General features: G+C 42.2%; 12 protein-coding genes and 1 pseudogene. 8 read left to right on the forward strand and 5 right to left on the reverse strand.

Annotated elements, in window-relative coordinates:
- Positions 1-128: 128 nt before the first annotated feature.
- On the forward strand, positions 129-941 hold the full coding sequence (locus tag EGC86_RS07790; protein WP_123777151.1) for a substrate-binding periplasmic protein: 813 nt from the start codon (positions 129-131) through the stop codon (positions 939-941).
- Between the two features lie 34 nt (positions 942-975).
- Positions 976-1,407, forward strand: a complete 432-nt coding sequence (locus EGC86_RS07795; protein ID WP_123777152.1) for an acyl-CoA thioesterase — start codon at positions 976-978, stop codon at positions 1,405-1,407.
- 65 nt (positions 1,408-1,472) lie between these two features.
- On the opposite strand, the gene EGC86_RS07800 is transcribed toward EGC86_RS07795, so the two are convergent.
- Complete coding sequence (locus tag EGC86_RS07800) at positions 1,473-2,975, reverse strand: putative bifunctional diguanylate cyclase/phosphodiesterase (protein ID WP_123777153.1); 1,503 nt, start codon at positions 2,973-2,975, stop codon at positions 1,473-1,475.
- 124 nt (positions 2,976-3,099) lie between these two features.
- Positions 3,100-3,942 carry an HDOD domain-containing protein gene (locus tag EGC86_RS07805; RefSeq protein WP_011636497.1) on the reverse strand — a complete coding sequence of 281 codons (843 nt, stop codon included), beginning with the start codon at positions 3,940-3,942 and terminating at the stop codon, positions 3,100-3,102.
- 247 nt (positions 3,943-4,189) lie between these two features.
- Between EGC86_RS07805 and trhP the strand changes: the two genes are divergently transcribed.
- Together trhP and EGC86_RS07815 are read left to right on the forward strand one after the other, a co-directional pair.
- Positions 4,190-5,554, forward strand: a complete 1,365-nt coding sequence (trhP, locus tag EGC86_RS07810) for a prephenate-dependent tRNA uridine(34) hydroxylase TrhP (RefSeq protein ID WP_123777154.1) — start codon at positions 4,190-4,192, stop codon at positions 5,552-5,554.
- 12 nt (positions 5,555-5,566) lie between these two features.
- On the forward strand, positions 5,567-5,824 hold the full coding sequence (locus tag EGC86_RS07815) for a YfhL family 4Fe-4S dicluster ferredoxin (RefSeq protein ID WP_123777155.1): 258 nt from the start codon (positions 5,567-5,569) through the stop codon (positions 5,822-5,824).
- Positions 5,825-6,016: 192 nt separating this feature from the next.
- Here the strand turns inward: EGC86_RS07815 and EGC86_RS07820 are convergent, their stop codons facing one another.
- A complete protein-coding gene (locus tag EGC86_RS07820) occupies positions 6,017-7,567 on the reverse strand; it encodes a sigma-54-dependent transcriptional regulator (protein WP_011636494.1) in 1,551 nt (516 codons plus the stop codon).
- Complete coding sequence (locus EGC86_RS07825; RefSeq protein ID WP_123777156.1) at positions 7,567-10,176, reverse strand: PAS domain-containing hybrid sensor histidine kinase/response regulator; 2,610 nt, start codon at positions 10,174-10,176, stop codon at positions 7,567-7,569. Before EGC86_RS07825 ends, EGC86_RS07820 begins: the two co-directional genes overlap by 1 nt.
- A gap of 553 nt (positions 10,177-10,729) precedes the next feature.
- On the opposite strand from EGC86_RS07825, the gene EGC86_RS07830 reads away from it, so the two are divergent.
- The 3 genes and pseudogenes from EGC86_RS07830 (at position 10,730) to EGC86_RS07840 (ending at position 15,486) form a co-directional block, all read left to right on the forward strand.
- Positions 10,730-13,408, forward strand: coding sequence for an Ig-like domain-containing protein (locus EGC86_RS07830; protein ID WP_123777157.1), 2,679 nt, complete (start codon positions 10,730-10,732; stop codon positions 13,406-13,408).
- Between the two features lie 292 nt (positions 13,409-13,700).
- Entirely contained in the window at positions 13,701-15,149 is a 1,449-nt protein-coding gene (locus EGC86_RS07835) for an ice-binding family protein (protein WP_123777158.1), read from the forward strand.
- A 103-nt stretch (positions 15,150-15,252) separates the two neighbouring features.
- Positions 15,253-15,486, forward strand: a pseudogene (locus EGC86_RS07840) (4Fe-4S dicluster domain-containing protein).
- Positions 15,487-15,596: 110 nt separating this feature from the next.
- Here EGC86_RS07840 and ubiT read toward each other — a convergent pair.
- On the reverse strand, positions 15,597-16,094 hold the full coding sequence (ubiT, locus tag EGC86_RS07845) for a ubiquinone anaerobic biosynthesis accessory factor UbiT (protein WP_123777160.1): 498 nt from the start codon (positions 16,092-16,094) through the stop codon (positions 15,597-15,599).
- 140 nt (positions 16,095-16,234) lie between these two features.
- Between ubiT and ubiU the strand changes: the two genes are divergently transcribed.
- Positions 16,235-17,236, forward strand: a complete 1,002-nt coding sequence (gene ubiU, locus EGC86_RS07850) for a ubiquinone anaerobic biosynthesis protein UbiU (RefSeq protein WP_123777161.1) — start codon at positions 16,235-16,237, stop codon at positions 17,234-17,236.
- The last annotated feature ends 5 nt before the right edge of the window (positions 17,237-17,241 follow it).

The following is a 17,241-nucleotide window of genomic DNA, read 5'->3' on the forward strand; positions in this document are numbered from 1 at the left end:
TTCATATCGCATTACATTGTTATTATTTAAATCAATAATGAGAGGGCTCACATGATTGGGAATATCACTTTATTTGCAAAAGTGTTATTCTTGCTGGGCCGTAGCAGGACACTTCTATAAAGGATTATATGTCGTTAATACGTTACAAAAAAACAACTTTTGATTACACTTTTATGCCCAAACGAGTTCGTTTATTTATCTACTTGCTATTCATATCAGTGAGCGTTATATACACATTTAACTCGACCATCACCGTGGCAGAACCATTAAAAATCACTTTAGCTGCAGAAGACAGTTGGCCTCCTTTTGCTGATGAAGTGGGCAATGGCATTTCTCATAACCTTATCAAACAGGCTTTTAAACAAGTTGATGTTGACGTTTCTACTATTGTTGTACCCTATGCTCGAGGTTTGATTATGACCGAGCGAGGTTCAGTTGATGGCGTTTTTAATGTGACAAAAGAACAAAGCACTATTGATCGATTTATATTCGGTAATGAACCTTTGTTTACGGTAACCGCTTCTTTTTTCTTTGCTAAAGAGCACCCTACCATTGCGGATAATAAATGGCAGATCCCAACAAAAAGTACTATTGGTATTGTGAATGGTTATGAGTACGGCGACGAATTTACGACGCTTATTGAACAACAACAACTGCAAGTCATCACGGTGAATAACCAGCGCCAACTAATCAATTTGTTATTGGTCGGCAGAATTGATACCGCCATTATGTATGATCTTGTTGCTGATGTTTATATCAAACAAATGGGTGTTAGCCATGACATAAAAGCTAAGTTTAATAATCATACCAGTAAAATTTTTGTCGCATTTTCTAAACTTAACCCTCAAGCTGAGCACATTAGCCAATTACTCGACAAAGGGCTGATAACGTTACAAAAACAAGGTAAGTACCAGCAACTGCTTCTGCCCTCAAATGATTAACCACAATACAATGAAAACATAAGGTCATAGTGTAATGAGTCACACCTCTGTGGAGCACCAATACAGCCCAGTTCACTCTTTTTCAGTGCAAATTTATTATGAAGACACTGACTTTTCTGGTGTGGTATATCATCCTAATTTCTTAAAGTATTTCGAACGTGCGCGTGAACATGTCATCGGCGCAGATGTACTCAGCCAACTTTGGCAGCAACAACAATTGGGTTTTGCCGTTTATCGCAGCGATATGTTATGTCACGATGGGGTTGAGTTTGCAGATATTATTGATGTACGCACTCAATTCTATTTTGAAAGTAAATATCGTACCGTATGGAAACAACAAATATGGCGTCCTAATGCTAAAAAACCTGCAGTAACAGCTACAATTGAAATGGTCTGCATGAACCAGAAGCGTCAACTTGCACCTATGCCTGTAGAGTTAATCGCCCATTTATCCGCAGGATCTTAGCGCTTTATCACGAAATGTCACGAAACTTACCTTGCGAAGAGTTAATTTTTGGAACGCTAGCATTATCAATGATTATGCTGCAGATGATTATGTTGCTGATAATTAAGTTGCGGATAAAGATGTTCAAACTCACTGGCAGTAGATGGTTTAGCAAAGTAATCACCTTGAATGGTATCGACTCCAAAAAGATGTAATGCATCTAATACCGACTTAGATTCAACGCCTTCAACCGTCACTTCAAAACCTAAATTTTTAGCCAGTTCGATACTCGTCTTCACAATTTGTTTCGCCGCGTGAGAGGTTTCAAACTCATCTAAAAAGGCTTTATCAATTTTCACTTCATCAACAGGTAAATGACGCAAATAAGCTAAAGAAGAATGGCCAGTGCCAAAATCATCAATGGCAAGTTTAACCCCAATATCACGTAATTGATTTAAGGTAACAATCGTTTGCTCGAGCGATTTCATCAACACACTTTCAGTGATTTCAATGGTAATGGTTTCGGCAGGAACCAGATACTGGGATAGTTTGGTGGCGACATCGACTGCAAGGTTTGGATTGTCTAAGTCAGTAGATGACAAATTAATGGCTACATTAACGTAAACCCCCATATTTCGCCATTTGGCTTGTTGAGCCAATACGTTATCTAACACCCAACTACTCAGAATATCGATCATTCCGGTCTGTTCCGCTAATGGAATAAATTCATTTGGAGAAATTAATCCTAAGCCTTCATGTTGCCAACGAATTAACGCTTCGACCTGCTTACATCGGCCGCTTTTTATATCTAGTTTTGGTTGAAATACCATAAATAATTGACCTTGCTTTAACCCTTTAGGTAAGCCATTAATAATCAACAATTCTCGGTATTGTGCTTTATCATCATCTTGATCGTAAAAAGCAATCGGCTGTTTTAATGCTTTGGCTTTCTTCAGTGCTAAATCTAAACGGCGCAACATCAAACTGACATCAGCATGATGCTCATTTAACGACAACACTCCGAGCTGCATTTTGATACTGATTGGCTGTTGTTCAATTTCAAATGGGCTTTGTAAGTCATTTTTGATTGTTTGCAATTGCTCGATAGTCAACGGTTGCTGGAAAAACAACAAGAACTCATTACCGTTCATACGTGAGATGAACTGTGCTTTACAGTTCAGGTTATCTATCCGCTTGGCAAAAGCTTTCAGCAGTTTGTCACCAAATAAAAAACCAAATAAATCATTCACAAAACGAAATTGACGAATATCCACCAGCACTAACATACCTTCTGAAATAGGCATTTTTGACAACATTTTTCGTTTAAAGCCGACACGGTTAGCTAAGCCAGTTAGCTTATCTCGTTCGGTGCTAAATAGGCTTGATTGATGCAAATGATGAAGGACATTAATGAGCGGTTTTAAGGATTTTGAAGGGGAATCTATGTTAAATGAATCTTGATTGAGTAATTGTAATTCTAACGAGTGAGTTAATTGTTTAATAAAACGATGCTGACGCCAATGGAGACATGCAATGGTACACAGCATGATCACAATCATAAACAACACTGTTATTAGTAAATAATTCATTAAGTATTCATCATGTTACAATTTTAATCATCGGTTGTTTAAACGTCAAAAACATCTCACTTAGATATTAATCATTTAATGTTAACTCATTGACTAATATCCGTGAGACGCACTCAAAGTAGCATTACTCGTAACTTTGCATAATTGAATGGTACATATTAATAAACTCATCACTAGCTAGATCTTCTGGTGTAACAGGCAAGCCACGTTGAGCGAAGACACCTAACCTTTCTTCTAACTCTTCACCAGCTCTAAGTTCGCCAGTATAAAATGCCGCAGAACGGATAAAGTCGAGATAAGTCACTTTTTCAGGTAAATAATGAAGATCAGCCCAACGCTCAACCACTTCCATCACCTCTGGGGCAAAGTCCCACGTTTTTAATACCGCACGGCCAATCGGCCCCTGCATTTTACGGACTAAACTGCGTAGGTCATCAATTCGGCCAAACAACTCTGGGTGAACTTCTGCCTCGGTTAATACTGGTAAAGCACCAATATTGTGCACCAAGCCAGCAAGAGTAAGCGTATCACGATCTAATTTTTTAGTAGGATGACGTTTGTTATACATTTCAAGCATTGCACAAGATGAAGCCGTCACTTCAATGGAGGTTTTCCATACCTCATCCATCACTTCCCACACCATTTCGTTGGTTGAGATAAAGAGCTGCTCCATCGCAACTGACGTGGTAATAGATTTGATTTGCACTAAACCAATGCGACTCACCGCGGCATTAATGCTTTCTGCTTTATTGCCGCGAGAATACAAAGCACTGTTAGCGACTTTAATAATACGGGCTGAAATAGCGGCATCTTGCCCAATGATGTCGGCTACTTGTTTAAGGCTTGAATCTTGACGAGACACCACTTCTTGAACACGCATGGCCACTTCAGGTAATGTTGGTAAAACTAAAGCATCATCTTTGAGCTTTTTTAATAGTCCAACCAAGAGTTGATGTTCCGTAGACATGAGTTCTCCATAAATAAATAGTCTCTAATGCTGGATTATATACCCAAACCGATAACGTTTGCGATTACTCAACTGACGACAACTCAATTATTTATATCTTCCTGTTCTGATTTATCAGTCATAAATCCCTTTGATGTAATAAAAATACAACCAACCTCACAAATACCAAGGCTATATTTGTCCTCGCTAATATCCTTAAGTAAGCTTCGGCCCTTTCATCACACAATGTTCTATTAGGTCGAAAAACATGTTTAAACCTGAATTATTATCTCCCGCTGGTACGCTTAAAAATATGCGTTACGCCTTTGCTTATGGTGCTGATGCCGTTTACGCAGGCCAACCTCGTTATAGCTTACGAGTTAGAAATAATGATTTCAAAATGGAGACTCTTGCCAGCGGTATTGAAGAGGCTCACGCCCTAGGTAAGAAATTGTATGTTGTCAGTAATATTGCCCCACATAATGCCAAGCTAAAAACCTATATTAAAGACATGGAACCGGTGATTGCGATGAAACCCGATGCGGTGATCATGTCAGATCCTGGGCTTATTATGATGGTACGCGAAACATTTCCAGATCAAGTCGTTCACTTATCGGTTCAAGCGAATGCGATTAACTGGGCATCGGTTAAATTCTGGCAACAACAAGGCATCAAGCGAGTCATTTTATCCCGTGAATTATCATTGGATGAAATTGAAGAAATTCGCCAACGTTGCCCCGATATTGAATTAGAAGTGTTTGTTCATGGCGCACTTTGCATGGCTTATTCTGGCCGTTGTTTACTCTCTGGTTACATGAATAAACGCGATCCCAACCAAGGGACTTGTACCAATGCATGTCGGTGGAAATACGACGTACATCAAGCAGAGCAAACCGATACAGGCGATATCATCCCTGTTGCCCCAACCGTTCAATTTGAAAACCCAACACTGGGTTCTGGCCAACCCAGTAGCGACATAGTGCTACTGCAAGAAGCTGGTCGCCCTGGCGAATACATGCCTGCTTTTGAAGATGAACATGGCACTTATATTATGAATTCAAAAGATTTGCGCGCTATTCAACATGTGGATCGCTTAACCAAAATGGGCGTTGATTCATTAAAAATTGAAGGTCGCACTAAGTCCTTTTACTATGTTGCGCGCACGGCACAATTATATCGCCAAGCCATTGAAGATGCCGCTGCTGGCAAAGACTTTGATCGTACGTTGATGAGTAATCTTCAAGGACTTGCGCACCGAGGTTATACCGAAGGATTTTTGCGTCGTCACGTGCATGACGAATATCAAAACTATCAATATGGCCACTCGGTAAGTGATAGCCAGCAATTTGTTGGTGAGTTTACCGGTAAACGCAATACTGAGGGTTTGGCTGAAATTGATGTTAAAAATAAATTTTCCGTCGGCGACAGTGTTGAAATAATGACAACTGAAGGTAATTTTGTTATCACTATTGAATCGTTAATTAATCGCAAAGGCGAATCGATTGACTCTGCTTTAGGCTCAGGCCATTTTGTGTTTCTAGCGCTTCCGGTAGATATTAATATCGACAAAGCCATGTTAATGCGTAATTTACCTGAGGGAATGGATACACGAAACCCTCATCAACCAGCTTAAATTAAGGTTTTTATGGCACTAATCATTGACGATAGCTGTATCAATTGTGATATGTGCGAACCCGAATGTCCTAACGAAGCCATTACTATGGGTGAAGAGGTGTATGAAATCGATCCTTCGTTGTGCACCGAATGTGTTGGCCATTATGACAAGCCAACCTGTATTTCAGTTTGTCCTATCGATTGTATTGCCATAGACCCAGCACATAAGGAATCTCAGGACGATCTCCTCGTCAAATACGCTAAGCTCACGGGCAAGTTTGTGGGCTAGTTAAACAGATAAACAACTATTAATACCATACAAAAAACGCTCAACACCAGGCTCTGTTTAGTCTAGCCTTAAATGTCATAGACTGAGCCGAGGCTGGCTGATATGCAAAATCCTCGACGACACAAAGAGTTTTTGTGAATAACCCTATACAGGACGGAATCACAATTCATTGTATTACCACTTAGCCTTGAACTACTGCCGAGTGATACCCTGTTTGCGCATTCTCGCTCGTAAAGTACTGGGATTGAGACCGAGGATAAGTGCAGCGCCTTTATTACCTTCTATCCGCCAACCAGTCTGCTGCAAGACTTTGACAATATGCTCATATTCTAACTCAACCAGAGCTTTCATCGAAGGTTCCTCGATAGTAGCGAGTTTATCAAAGCTTTCGAATCGATCGAGTATTTGCAGTGATTTCCCTTCACTGAGGATGACGGCTCGTTCAATGGCACTCTCCAGCTCTCGCACATTGCCAGGCCATTGATGTTGCTGCAATGTATTCAGAGCATCCTGAGTGATTATGTCAATCTGCTTACCTATTTTTTTGTTGAATTTAATCAAAAAATGGTTAACCAATAATGAAATATCTTCCTTACGTTGCCTTAAAGGAGGCAAAGTGATCGGGAATACGTTTAGTCGGTAATAAAGATCTTCGCGGAACTTACCATTACGCACTTCTTCTATCAGGTTACGGTTAGTCGCAGCAATAATTCTCACATCGACCTTTATAGTGCGGGGACTTCCTAGACGTTCAAATTCACCATCTTGAATAACCCTCAGCAGTTTAGCTTGCATTTCTAGCGGCATCTCACCAATTTCATCTAGGAATAAGGTGCCGCCATCAGCAAGCTCAAAACGACCGATTTGTTTGCTATCAGAACCAGTGAAAGCGCCACGCTCTCGGCCAAACAATTCGCTTTCTATCAACGCCACTGGCAAGGTGGTGCAATCCACCGTAATTAAGGGGCGTTTTTTTCGTGAACTCCGGCTGTGGATGGCGCGGGCCACAACACCTTTACCGGTGCCTGTTTCACCAAGCAGTAACACGGTTGCATGCATTGGTGCAACTTGCTCAACTTTTTGAAAAACCTGCGACAACAGCTTACTACTGCCGATGATTTCGTCGAAATTAAACTGCCGTGCAACTTCCTTTTGAAGATAAGTGTTTTCGGCCTGAAGCTTGTCCTTTAATTGCTTTATTTGTGTATAAGTATCTCTCAGTGACGCTTCAGCCTTTTTACGTTCCTCAATTTCCAATCCAAGTTGCAGGTTAGTTTTAGTCAACTCTACCGTACGCTTTTGCACAATGTCTTCTAGAGTGATGTTATTTTTTTCCAATTTTTTATATAATAAACGCACTTCCAACATATTATGAATACGCGTTTTAACTTCGACCAAGTCAAAGGGTTTACTAATAAAATCCTTGGCGCCCGCTTGTAATGCCTGCAGTTTATGATTGGGTTGAGCTGTGAGCACCAGCACAGGTAAATAGTCCATGCTATGGTCGGCCTTAAGCGCAGCCATGACTTCAAATCCATCCATTTTTGGCATCTGTAGATCAAGCAAGATCAGATCATAGTTATTGATTCGGTTCAGGTCGCAAACAACCTGGGGATCCATGGTTGTAGTTACCATGGTATAACCGCTTTCAAGTAGCAATTGCTCCAACAGAAGCACATTAGGCTCTTGATCATCGACAATCAAAATCTTAGCGTTAAGAATATCGTTTGCAGTGATTTCCATTATTTTTCCTCATCATCAGCGATTACAGCAGACTTATTGGCATACTCAAGCGCTATGTCCAGAGTCTTCAGAAACTCATTGATCCGCAGTGGTTTAGTAAGATAATGAAAGAAGCCAGCATCCAAACCTTTTTCAATGTCCCGGGGAATGGCATTTGCACTGAGAGCTACCACAGGTATCGATGCTGTTATCGGACTTTCCCTGAGAATTTTCAATGCGATCAAGCCGCTAATTCCCGGTAGATTAATGTCCATCAAAATAACATCCGGCTGATGCGTATGTGCCATTTCAATACCTTGAATAGCATCCGCAGCACTGAGAAAACGCAAATTAGGCCGACGAGAAATAATATTCTCAACAAGCATCAAATTAGCCGGATTATCTTCGACATATAGTAAGGTTTGCAAACGCTCAGAATCTTCATATTGTAGCGTTTCCGTGACCATTATTGCGCTGTCAGCAAGGTTAGATACGGGTTCGTCAGTTCGCTTTAGTTCAAACCAGAAGACACTGCCCACGCCAACGGTACTTTGCACGCCAATGACTCCCCCCATAGATTCAACCAAACGCTTACTAACCACCAGACCGATTCCTGTACCTTCTTGATTATTGGCTTCTTGACCGAGGCGATTAAAGGGCTGGAAAAGTTGCCCAAGTTGCTCAGCTGATAATCCTTCACCTGTATCTCGAACACTGAACCGCATCATATCGTCGCTGCTTTGGCTGTGTTCCAGTATCACGCTTCCGCCCTTCCGGTTATATTTAATTGCATTGGAAAGCAGATTAATAATTACCTGCTTTAGTCGGGTTCTATCGACATTAAGAAAATCTTTAGTCGTAGATCGGGTAAAGACGACTTTGATGTCATGGAGTTGAGCTTGCGGCTCACTCATCAACACACATTCTTGCATGACTTCGGACAGCGAAACAGCTTCCAGTGACATGGGTAGCTTGCCGGATTCGATTAGTGCTAGGTCGAGTATTTCATTGATAAGCTCCAACAAGTACCATCCTGCTTTGAGGATCTGAGCAATGCTGCGTTTTTGAGCAGGAGGCGGCGCAGGTGTACTCGATTCCATGAGCTGTGCAAAACCTAGAATCGCACCCAGTGGTGTGCGTAGCTCATGGCTCATACTGGAAAGAAAATCCGATTTGGCGAGATTGGCTTTCTCAGCCACCGCTTTAGCATTTTCCAGTTCGATGTTTTTTTCCAGCAGTTTTTGATTTAGGCGATTACGTTCAGTTACATCGCGAGCGCCATAAAAAATACCTTGCAGTTTATTGTCTCGGTGATAAAAGGTGGTCGCATTAATGGAAACCACGGTTTCTTTACCGTTCTTGGTGCGGGCGGTCAATTCATAATCAGAGATTATCTTCTCACTTAACACCCTTTTTATGCCAGCCGCAGCAAACTCAGGATCGGTGAAGTAGTCTTTGAATGGAGTGCCTATAAGGGAGTCACGGTTGTTACCTGTAAGTTCTTCCATTTGTTTATTCACATCGGTAATGATACCGGAAGGATCTGTGGTCGTCAGAGCATCAATGTTGGATTCAATCAGATTACGGGTATAGAAATGTTGATCTTGCAAACGCCGACCGAGTTCTTTTTGCTCCTCCTCGATACGTTTACGCGCGGTGTTATCGGTACCGATTAACAAATAACCAATGATAGCCTTGTGCTCATCACGCAAAGCAGTGACTGACACTACTGCCGGGAAGCGGCTGCCATCTTTGCGTATGTAAGTTAGCTCGTAGATATCCTCAATGCCGCGCCGGGCCTTGAATACTAACGCATCAAAACCAGGTGTGATTGCAGTATCCAGTTCAATACTGAGCTCTTTAGCTCGCTCGATGACTTCTTTGGGGTCGGAGATATCTGCGGGTGTGATCTTGTTCATCACCTCGTCAGCTGTATAACCCAGCATTCGCTCGGCACCCACATTAAATATCTGGATAACGCCATGAGCGTCGGTAGCAATACTGGAAAAGTTAGCACTGTTGAAAATGGCTTTCTGCAGTGCACCTGCTTTGAGCAAAGCTTCTTCCGCCTGCTTGCCAACACTGTTATCTGTGCCGATCAAAAGATAACCTATGATAATACCTTGATCGTCGCGTAGTGCGGTAACCGACACAACAGCAGGAAAGCGACTACCGTCTTTACGGATATAAGTTAATTCGTAAATGTCTTCAATACCGCGTGTGGCTTTAAACACCAGCGCGTCGAAACCAGGTTCTATTGGCGTACTGAGTTCTACAGAAAGCGCCTCGGCACGGGCGATGATCTCCTGAGGGTCTGATATCTCTGCAGGGGTGATGTTGTCCACTACTTCGATGGCCGAATAACCTAGCATCCGCTCGGCACCAACGTTAAAAATTTGGATGACCCCTTTAGCATCAGTGGCAATACAAGAGAAGTTAGCGCTATTAAAAATTGCTCGCTGCAACGCACCTGCATTTAACAATGCCTCTTCTGCATGTCTGCGTTCAGTGACTTCTTCAATTGCTGCTTCGAACAGATCGACATCATCCTCACTGTTGAGGCCAAGCAAAGTTTCAATGACATCAGACTTGGCTAAACTTGATGGACTTCTTTTGTTCTCACCTTTCATGACTAACCTCTATGACCATACGTTGGTTTTTGACTGGAACCGAAATGGCGACCCAGAGAAAAAACCTGCCATATCGGTGTATTTATCTGACGATAAAGATGGCAATTTCGACGTGAATTTTGTTATTTTTCAGTTAGCCAATATAACATTGCTTGGCTGAAAACCACTAAGTATATCCTCTTGCAAACCACAACATAACACTGCTTATGATAATTAAACCCTCAATATATAACAGATCTTTCATATATCGACGCATCATAAAAACAAAAACATAAACAATTAAAACAACAAAAAACAATAAACCATTGTTACTAAATGGTTAAATAATACAACCAACCAAAGAATACATCTTGGTACAATAATTGCTTTAATTAAGTTAGCTTTCTCGACATCTTATCCAGAACTGTACTCTGATTTTTTCAAAATGTGGATGCAACACAACAAAAAAATCGAACAGAATTATCAACACTCATCGCTATAAAACATGAGCCGTTTGTACAGGAGTAGGAAAGAGAAATAAATGTAATTTCACAGAGTTATGAGGAAGAATAGAATGAATCATTCCATAAAAAAGACTTATCTCGTATTCGCTATGCTATTAGGGTTTATCCTTTTAGCTGGGTGTAATGGAGACAATAATAACGACAATAGTAATAACGACAATAACGGTGTGCTACTCACATCAATTGCGGTTACTCCTGCCACCCCTAGTATGCCACTAGGCTTAAAGCAACAGTTCACAGCAATGGGCACCTATTCGGACGGCACATCATCTGATATCACCAACTCAGCAACTTGGTCATCTGATGACTCTACAGTTGCCACTATCAATGCCAGCGGTCTAGCCATGGGAGTTATCCCTGGTTCAGTTGCTATCACAGCATCCCTTATAGACTCATCATCAAACGAGCAATCCGCAACGACCACGCTAACTATCACTGATGCAACCTTAACGGCTTTGGCTATCACACCAGTCAACCCTAGCCTAGCTAAGGGTCTGACCAAACAATTTATGGCCACAGGCACTTATTCGGATGGCACTTCCCCAGATGTTACCACTTCAGTAACGTGGTCATCGGCTAATACGCTAGTTGCCACAGTGAATGCAAGTGGTCTTGCTAGTGGAGTTGCCATTGGATCTTCGGTTATTACCGCATCGTTAGGTTCTGATGAAACAACGACTGAACTCAATATCACAGATGCTATTTTGAGTTCAATAGCGTTAACGCCAGTTGAACCAAGCATTGCCAAAGGCATAACCCAGCAGTTTACTGCTATCGGTACTTATTCCGATGGTATCTCTGTTGATATTACCGCTTCGTCAAACTGGTCATCTGCGGATACACTGGTTGCCACAATGAATACCAGTGGGGCAGCTAAAGGAGTTAGCATAGGTTCATCTATTATTACGGCGGATTTTCAAGCTCAATCAGCAACTTCATTGCTGACAGTGACTGATGCCAGCTTAACGTCAATCATGTTAACACCTGCCAACCCACATATTCCTAAAGGTAATACCCTTCAGTTGACTGCTACGGGTATTTACTCGGATGGGATCTCTGTTGACATAACTAGCTCTGCAGTCTGGTCATCAGCTGATACCCTTATTGCGACAGTAAATGCCGATGGTGTAGTCAGTGGTATTACTTCAGGTTCAGCTATTATTACCGCAACATCAGCTGCGCTGTCGGCCACAACTACTGTAACAGTTACTGATACAACGTTGACTTCAATTGCGGTAACACCAGGAAATCAAACCATAGTTAAAGGTTCGAATAAACAGTTAACCGCTACAGGAACTTATTCAGATGGTTCGCTAGCTAATATTACTGCCTCTGTAACTTGGTCATCAGCAGATACCTTAGTTGCCACAGTAAATAATTCTGGACTAGCTAGTGGTATCGAAACCGGCTCATCGCTAATTAGTGCAAGCTCAGGTGCTTTATCCGGTAGTACCAATTTAACAATTACCGGCGCAGCTTTGAACTCAATAGTGGTATCGCCAACCAATTTAAGCCTTGTTAAAGGTATGAACAAGCAGTTTGCTGCAACCGCTACTTATTCTGATGGATCTGTAGCAGATATTTCGACCTCGGTTACCTGGTCATCTGCTGATACCTTGGTTGCTACAATTGATGTCAATGGTCTTGCGAATGGCAAGGCGGCTGGCTCATCACTTATTACCGCAACTTCAGGTGCACAATCAAACAGTACTAACTTAACCGTTACCGATGCCACCTTGAATTCGATTGATGTAACACCAATTAATCCAAGCATTATTAAAAACTCAAGCCAAAACTTTGTGGCTACTGGGCATTATTCAGACGGTAGTACAACAAATATTACCTCGACAGTGATGTGGTCTTCAGCTGACACTCTAGTTGCCACATTGAATCCCAATGAACAGCTAAATAGCGGGCGTGCCACAGCTATTGAAGTAGGCTCATCGGTGATTCAAGCATCACTAAGTGGAGTATTTGCGGATACAACACTTAATGTTACTGCTGCCCTACCAAACAATCCACTGGCACCAGAATTAGGTGAAGTGGCGCGTTTTGCCATTCTTGCCTCACAAGCCATTACTACCACGAGTGGTTCTGCCATTGTTGATGGTGATTTAGGTATTCTTGACCAGGCACGTTCTTATTACGCAGGATTTACTCCAGGAGTTAATGCTGGCGAATTTACTGAATTAACCAATGGTTTGTCTTATGCTGGCGACGATAGTACTCCCCCCTATGTTGTTCCTGTGCCTTATGCATCTATGGTCGCATTTATTAACCAGTCCAGAACGGATCTTGGTATTGCATATAACTTCCTAGCTGCAGATCCTAACCCAAACGCAGCGACTCAGGTTTGTCCTATTGAATTGGGGAATCTGACTCTGACTCGTGGTGTCTATAAAACTGCAGCTGATGTGACCCTCCAAACAGGCACTCTCACCCTTGATGGCGAAGGAGATCCTGATTCGGTGTTTATTTTCACCATAGGCGGAAACCTGACATCTGGTGCTCCAGGTGGCGACATTGTGCTAATCAATGGCGCACAAGCAAAGAATATCTATTGGAGAACAGCCGGAAAAACAGTTATCGGAACGAACACAAACTTCTCAGGCAATGTTTTTGCTTGGTCAGAAGTGAATGTGCTGACTGGTGCTAACGTCACAGGCCGATTATTTGCCGTTACCGATCAGGTCACTCTGGATGCTAACGCAGTAACCAAAGCTAACTAGTTTTAAGCTCGGCTTACCCAAGTTGACAAAAATAGATAGAAAGAATGAGGGAACAGATAGTCTGTCTCCTCATTAACCACTACTGTGCAATGAGGCCCATTTAGGTGCTGATATAAGCAGTAACCGTTCTGTTTATGGTCAAGGTTATCAATCTAACATTTGTCTATATACGTGACTTCAGCTATCAAAAACTATCCACAGTGCAAAGAAACATCTATTCATCGGTTAATTTCTGATGGGGGGCGTGAGCATTCTTTGAATTGCGATGTTAATTTTTTAAAGGATAAAAATAATGCACACAACACATAAATATTATAACCAAACTATATTGGCTAGCTCGATATTGATGGCGAGCTTAATCTCAGGTTGTAACAATGACGATAACGATAACGCGGCAACTGTGCCAGTCATTAACGCCAGTAACCCTATTAATCTTTCTATTGATGTAGCGATAAACCAACAAATCACTGCAACCTTCAGTGAAGCGATGAATGAGCAAACGATTAACGATGCCAGCTTTACCTTAACGGCTCCGAGCCAAACAGCCGTGTTAGGCACCGTTTCTTATGATGAAACAAGTCATACCGCCGTATTTGCTCCAAGCAGTGATTTTACTCATAACACCCTATATCAGGCATCAATCACCACTGAAGTAACAAATACAGCAGGCATAGCGCTTGCTAGTGGTTTTAGTTGGTCATTTACTACCTCAGCATTACCAGATGTTATTGCCCCACAGGTAGTATCAAATTACCCCGTAGACCTCGCACAGGATTTTGCCTTAAATAGAAATATGACTGCTGAGTTTAGTGAAGCACTTTCTCCTAATACGGTAAACGGCTCTAGCTTTACGCTAAGTGATGGAACAAATCTTGTCACTGGTGTGGTTAGTGTTCAAGGAACAGTTGCAACTTTTAATCCAGACGATAATTTAGCAGCCAATACGCTTTATACCGCAACCTTGACAACTGCTATCAGCGATTTAGCGATCCCAGCGAATCTATTAGCAGCGAGTTTCAGCTGGAGTTTTACCACCAGTGATGTTGCCGCTATTGGACCTGAACCTGTGAAGTTAAGAACTTCGGGTGATTTTGCTATTTTAACTAAGACCGGTATTACCAATATCCCTGCTTCTGCTATAACAGGTAATATAGGTTCAAGTCCTATTACGGCCGCAGCGATGGATAACGTGTTTTGTAATGAAATCAGCGGAACTATTTATGGTGCTGATGCGGCTTATACAGGCAGCGGTGCGATTACTTGTTTTGCAGGCGCCGCAGAAGATAACACCCTCGTCGCCAACGCGGTACTTGATATGGGCACTGCCTATAACGATGCAGCAGGCAGAACCTTACCTGACTATACCGAGCTAGGCGCTGGTGATATCAGTGGCATGACACTGGAGCCAGGTTTATATAAGTGGAGCTCAGGTGTGTTGATCTCTACTGACGTAACTCTTTCAGGCAGTGCCAACGACGTGTGGATTTTCCAGATAGCCGGTGACCTTACTCAAGCAGCTGCCAGTCGTATTAATTTACAAAGCGGCGCTCAGGCAAAAAATATCTTCTGGCAGGTTGGCGGAAGTGCGGGAGTAGCACTTGATACCACAGCGCATTTTGAAGGTGTGATCTTAGCTGAAAAAGGCATAAGCATAAACACAGATGCGACGGTTAACGGCAGATTAATGTCACAAACCGCTGTCACATTAGATCACAATATAGTAACTCAGCCTACAGAGTAGTTCTGATAGTAGCCGAGCATTAGCAATCGTCTAATGCTCGCAATCCTTGATGCTACTCATCAGAAAATCAACATCCACTAAAACCTGTTTGGCGGATGTTTTTATGTCATTGATCATTAGCAATATCGCAATTGATTGTGATATTTTCAACCCTAACGCCATGGATTAAGTGGTATATAAAGTCGACCCTGCATTGTGCACCGAATGTGTTGGTCATTACGACAAGCCGACTTGCGCGTCTGTTTGCCCTATCGATTGTATCGACCCCGACCCTAAACATGTCGAGTCACATGATGCGCTATTACTAAAATACGCTGCACTCACGGGCAATGTGTAACCTCAGGATTGAACAACTAAGAGCTTATATTTAGTACCTAGCATCTAACATCTAGCATCTGCAAAAACGGCGCTTAATGCGCCGATTTTTAGAGTCAAATAACACCATAACTATTCACTGGCTGTTAATGTTTGTAATACTTTTGCCAGTTGCTCAATGCCGATCCGAGCGGGTTTGGGTAAGTTATCTAACTCTATAGACAACAATAAATTTTTAACCTCTAACCCCAACTCTGTATCCCCTTCTATACGTAATTTACGCTGAAAAAATAGCGTGTCGGGATCTTCTTTGCCTGCTGCAACCAAAATTAACTCAGGCACATTGGCACTTAATGTCACATCAGGCTGAGTAAAAGCACGCACCCGTAGTTGTTGTTCGACACCCACCTCAAAACGCAAACCAATATCATCAACACAAATGCCTACCCACTTTTGTTTGAGAAAATGGAGTTCATTTGCCTTCAATTGTTCCGCTAACACTAAATTAAGCAGTTTATTGATGACGATTATTTTTAACGCTTCCGGCATCAAGTTTAGCGAGCGACGGCTTACTTGGGGCGCAAAATGTAACAAGTGCGCCGATAATTGTTGTGTAAATGCTTGTGCCATCGAGAGTACCTACTTGCAAATAGAACCAATAATCAAGTGAGTTTACTGGCAATTTATCTAACGAAACCTGTTTTAAATCAAATCATGTTAACTCAATCACATTTACACTCCTGTTCTTTGAAAAAAATGAGAACACCAACATGGAACTCTTATGCCCTGCAGGTAATTTAGCGTCACTCAAAGCCGCTCTTAACGCTGGCGCTGACGCGGTTTACCTCGGACTAAAAGATGACACTAATGCGCGCTCGTTTGCAGGACTAAACTTTTCTGCAGTACAACTAGCACAAGCGACAAAACTGGCCCAAAGCCAAGGGCGAAAGGTATTTTTAACCTTAAACACTTTTCCTAAACCCGGTGAAGAACACCGCTGGTATCAGGCCGTTGATTTAGCTGCACAATTAGAAATGGATGCCCTCATCGTAGCGGATTTATCATTACTCGATTATGCCCACCAGCATTATCCACACCTTCCGCTACATTTATCGGTACAAGCCAGCGCCACAAACTTAGGGGCTCTGTCATTTTATCAACAAGCTTTTAATATCGAACGAGCAGTATTGCCACGAGTGTTGTCGATTAAACAGGTTCGAGACTTAGCTAAAGTGAGCCCTGTTGAACTTGAAGTATTTGCTTTTGGTAGTTTATGCATCATGGCTGAAGGACGCTGCCATTTATCATCATATGTAACAGGACAATCACCTAATACAGGCGGTTCGTGCTCACCCGCTAACCATGTGCGCTGGCAAGATTCTGGCAGCGATAAATTGACCCGACTCAATAATGTATTAATTGATAAATCTGAAGCTAACCAACAACTGGGTTATCCGGTGGTCTGTAAAGGCCGTTATGTTGCCGAATACGATCATGATGCAAAGTATTTATTGGAGTCACCTACCAGTTTAAACACCTTAAGCTTGTTACCCGAGCTCGCCCAAGCGGGAATTAAATCACTTAAAATAGAAGGACGTCAGCGAAGCCCTGCTTACGTCAGCCAAGTCACCCACGTTTGGCGTAGCGCTATCGACACTTATTTAGCCAGCCCCGAGTCTTTTTGCGAGCAACCACAATGGTCGCAAGCGTTAGCAAAAGTATCCGAAGGACAAATCACTACATTGGGCGCTTATGAGCGTCAATGGCAATAAGGTTT

The organism is Shewanella frigidimarina, assembly GCF_003797125.1.
Lineage (GTDB): Bacteria > Pseudomonadota > Gammaproteobacteria > Enterobacterales > Shewanellaceae > Shewanella > Shewanella frigidimarina.

Bases quoted from the DNA above. Each gene is read 5' to 3' on its own strand.
- EGC86_RS07790 (WP_123777151.1), top strand. From the start codon at position 129: ATGTCGTTAATACGTTACAAAAAAACAACTTTTGATTACACTTTTATG.
- EGC86_RS07795 (WP_123777152.1), top strand. From the start codon at position 976: ATGAGTCACACCTCTGTGGAGCACCAATACAGCCCAGTTCACTCTTTT.
- EGC86_RS07800 (WP_123777153.1), bottom strand. From the start codon at position 2,975: ATGAATTATTTACTAATAACAGTGTTGTTTATGATTGTGATCATGCTG.
- EGC86_RS07805 (WP_011636497.1), bottom strand. From the start codon at position 3,942: ATGTCTACGGAACATCAACTCTTGGTTGGACTATTAAAAAAGCTCAAA.
- trhP (WP_123777154.1), top strand. From the start codon at position 4,190: ATGTTTAAACCTGAATTATTATCTCCCGCTGGTACGCTTAAAAATATG.
- EGC86_RS07815 (WP_123777155.1), top strand. From the start codon at position 5,567: ATGGCACTAATCATTGACGATAGCTGTATCAATTGTGATATGTGCGAA.
- EGC86_RS07820 (WP_011636494.1), bottom strand. From the start codon at position 7,567: ATGGAAATCACTGCAAACGATATTCTTAACGCTAAGATTTTGATTGTC.
- EGC86_RS07825 (WP_123777156.1), bottom strand. From the start codon at position 10,176: ATGAAAGGTGAGAACAAAAGAAGTCCATCAAGTTTAGCCAAGTCTGAT.
- EGC86_RS07830 (WP_123777157.1), top strand. From the start codon at position 10,730: ATGAATCATTCCATAAAAAAGACTTATCTCGTATTCGCTATGCTATTA.
- EGC86_RS07835 (WP_123777158.1), top strand. From the start codon at position 13,701: ATGCACACAACACATAAATATTATAACCAAACTATATTGGCTAGCTCG.
- ubiT (WP_123777160.1), bottom strand. From the start codon at position 16,094: ATGGCACAAGCATTTACACAACAATTATCGGCGCACTTGTTACATTTT.
- ubiU (WP_123777161.1), top strand. From the start codon at position 16,235: ATGGAACTCTTATGCCCTGCAGGTAATTTAGCGTCACTCAAAGCCGCT.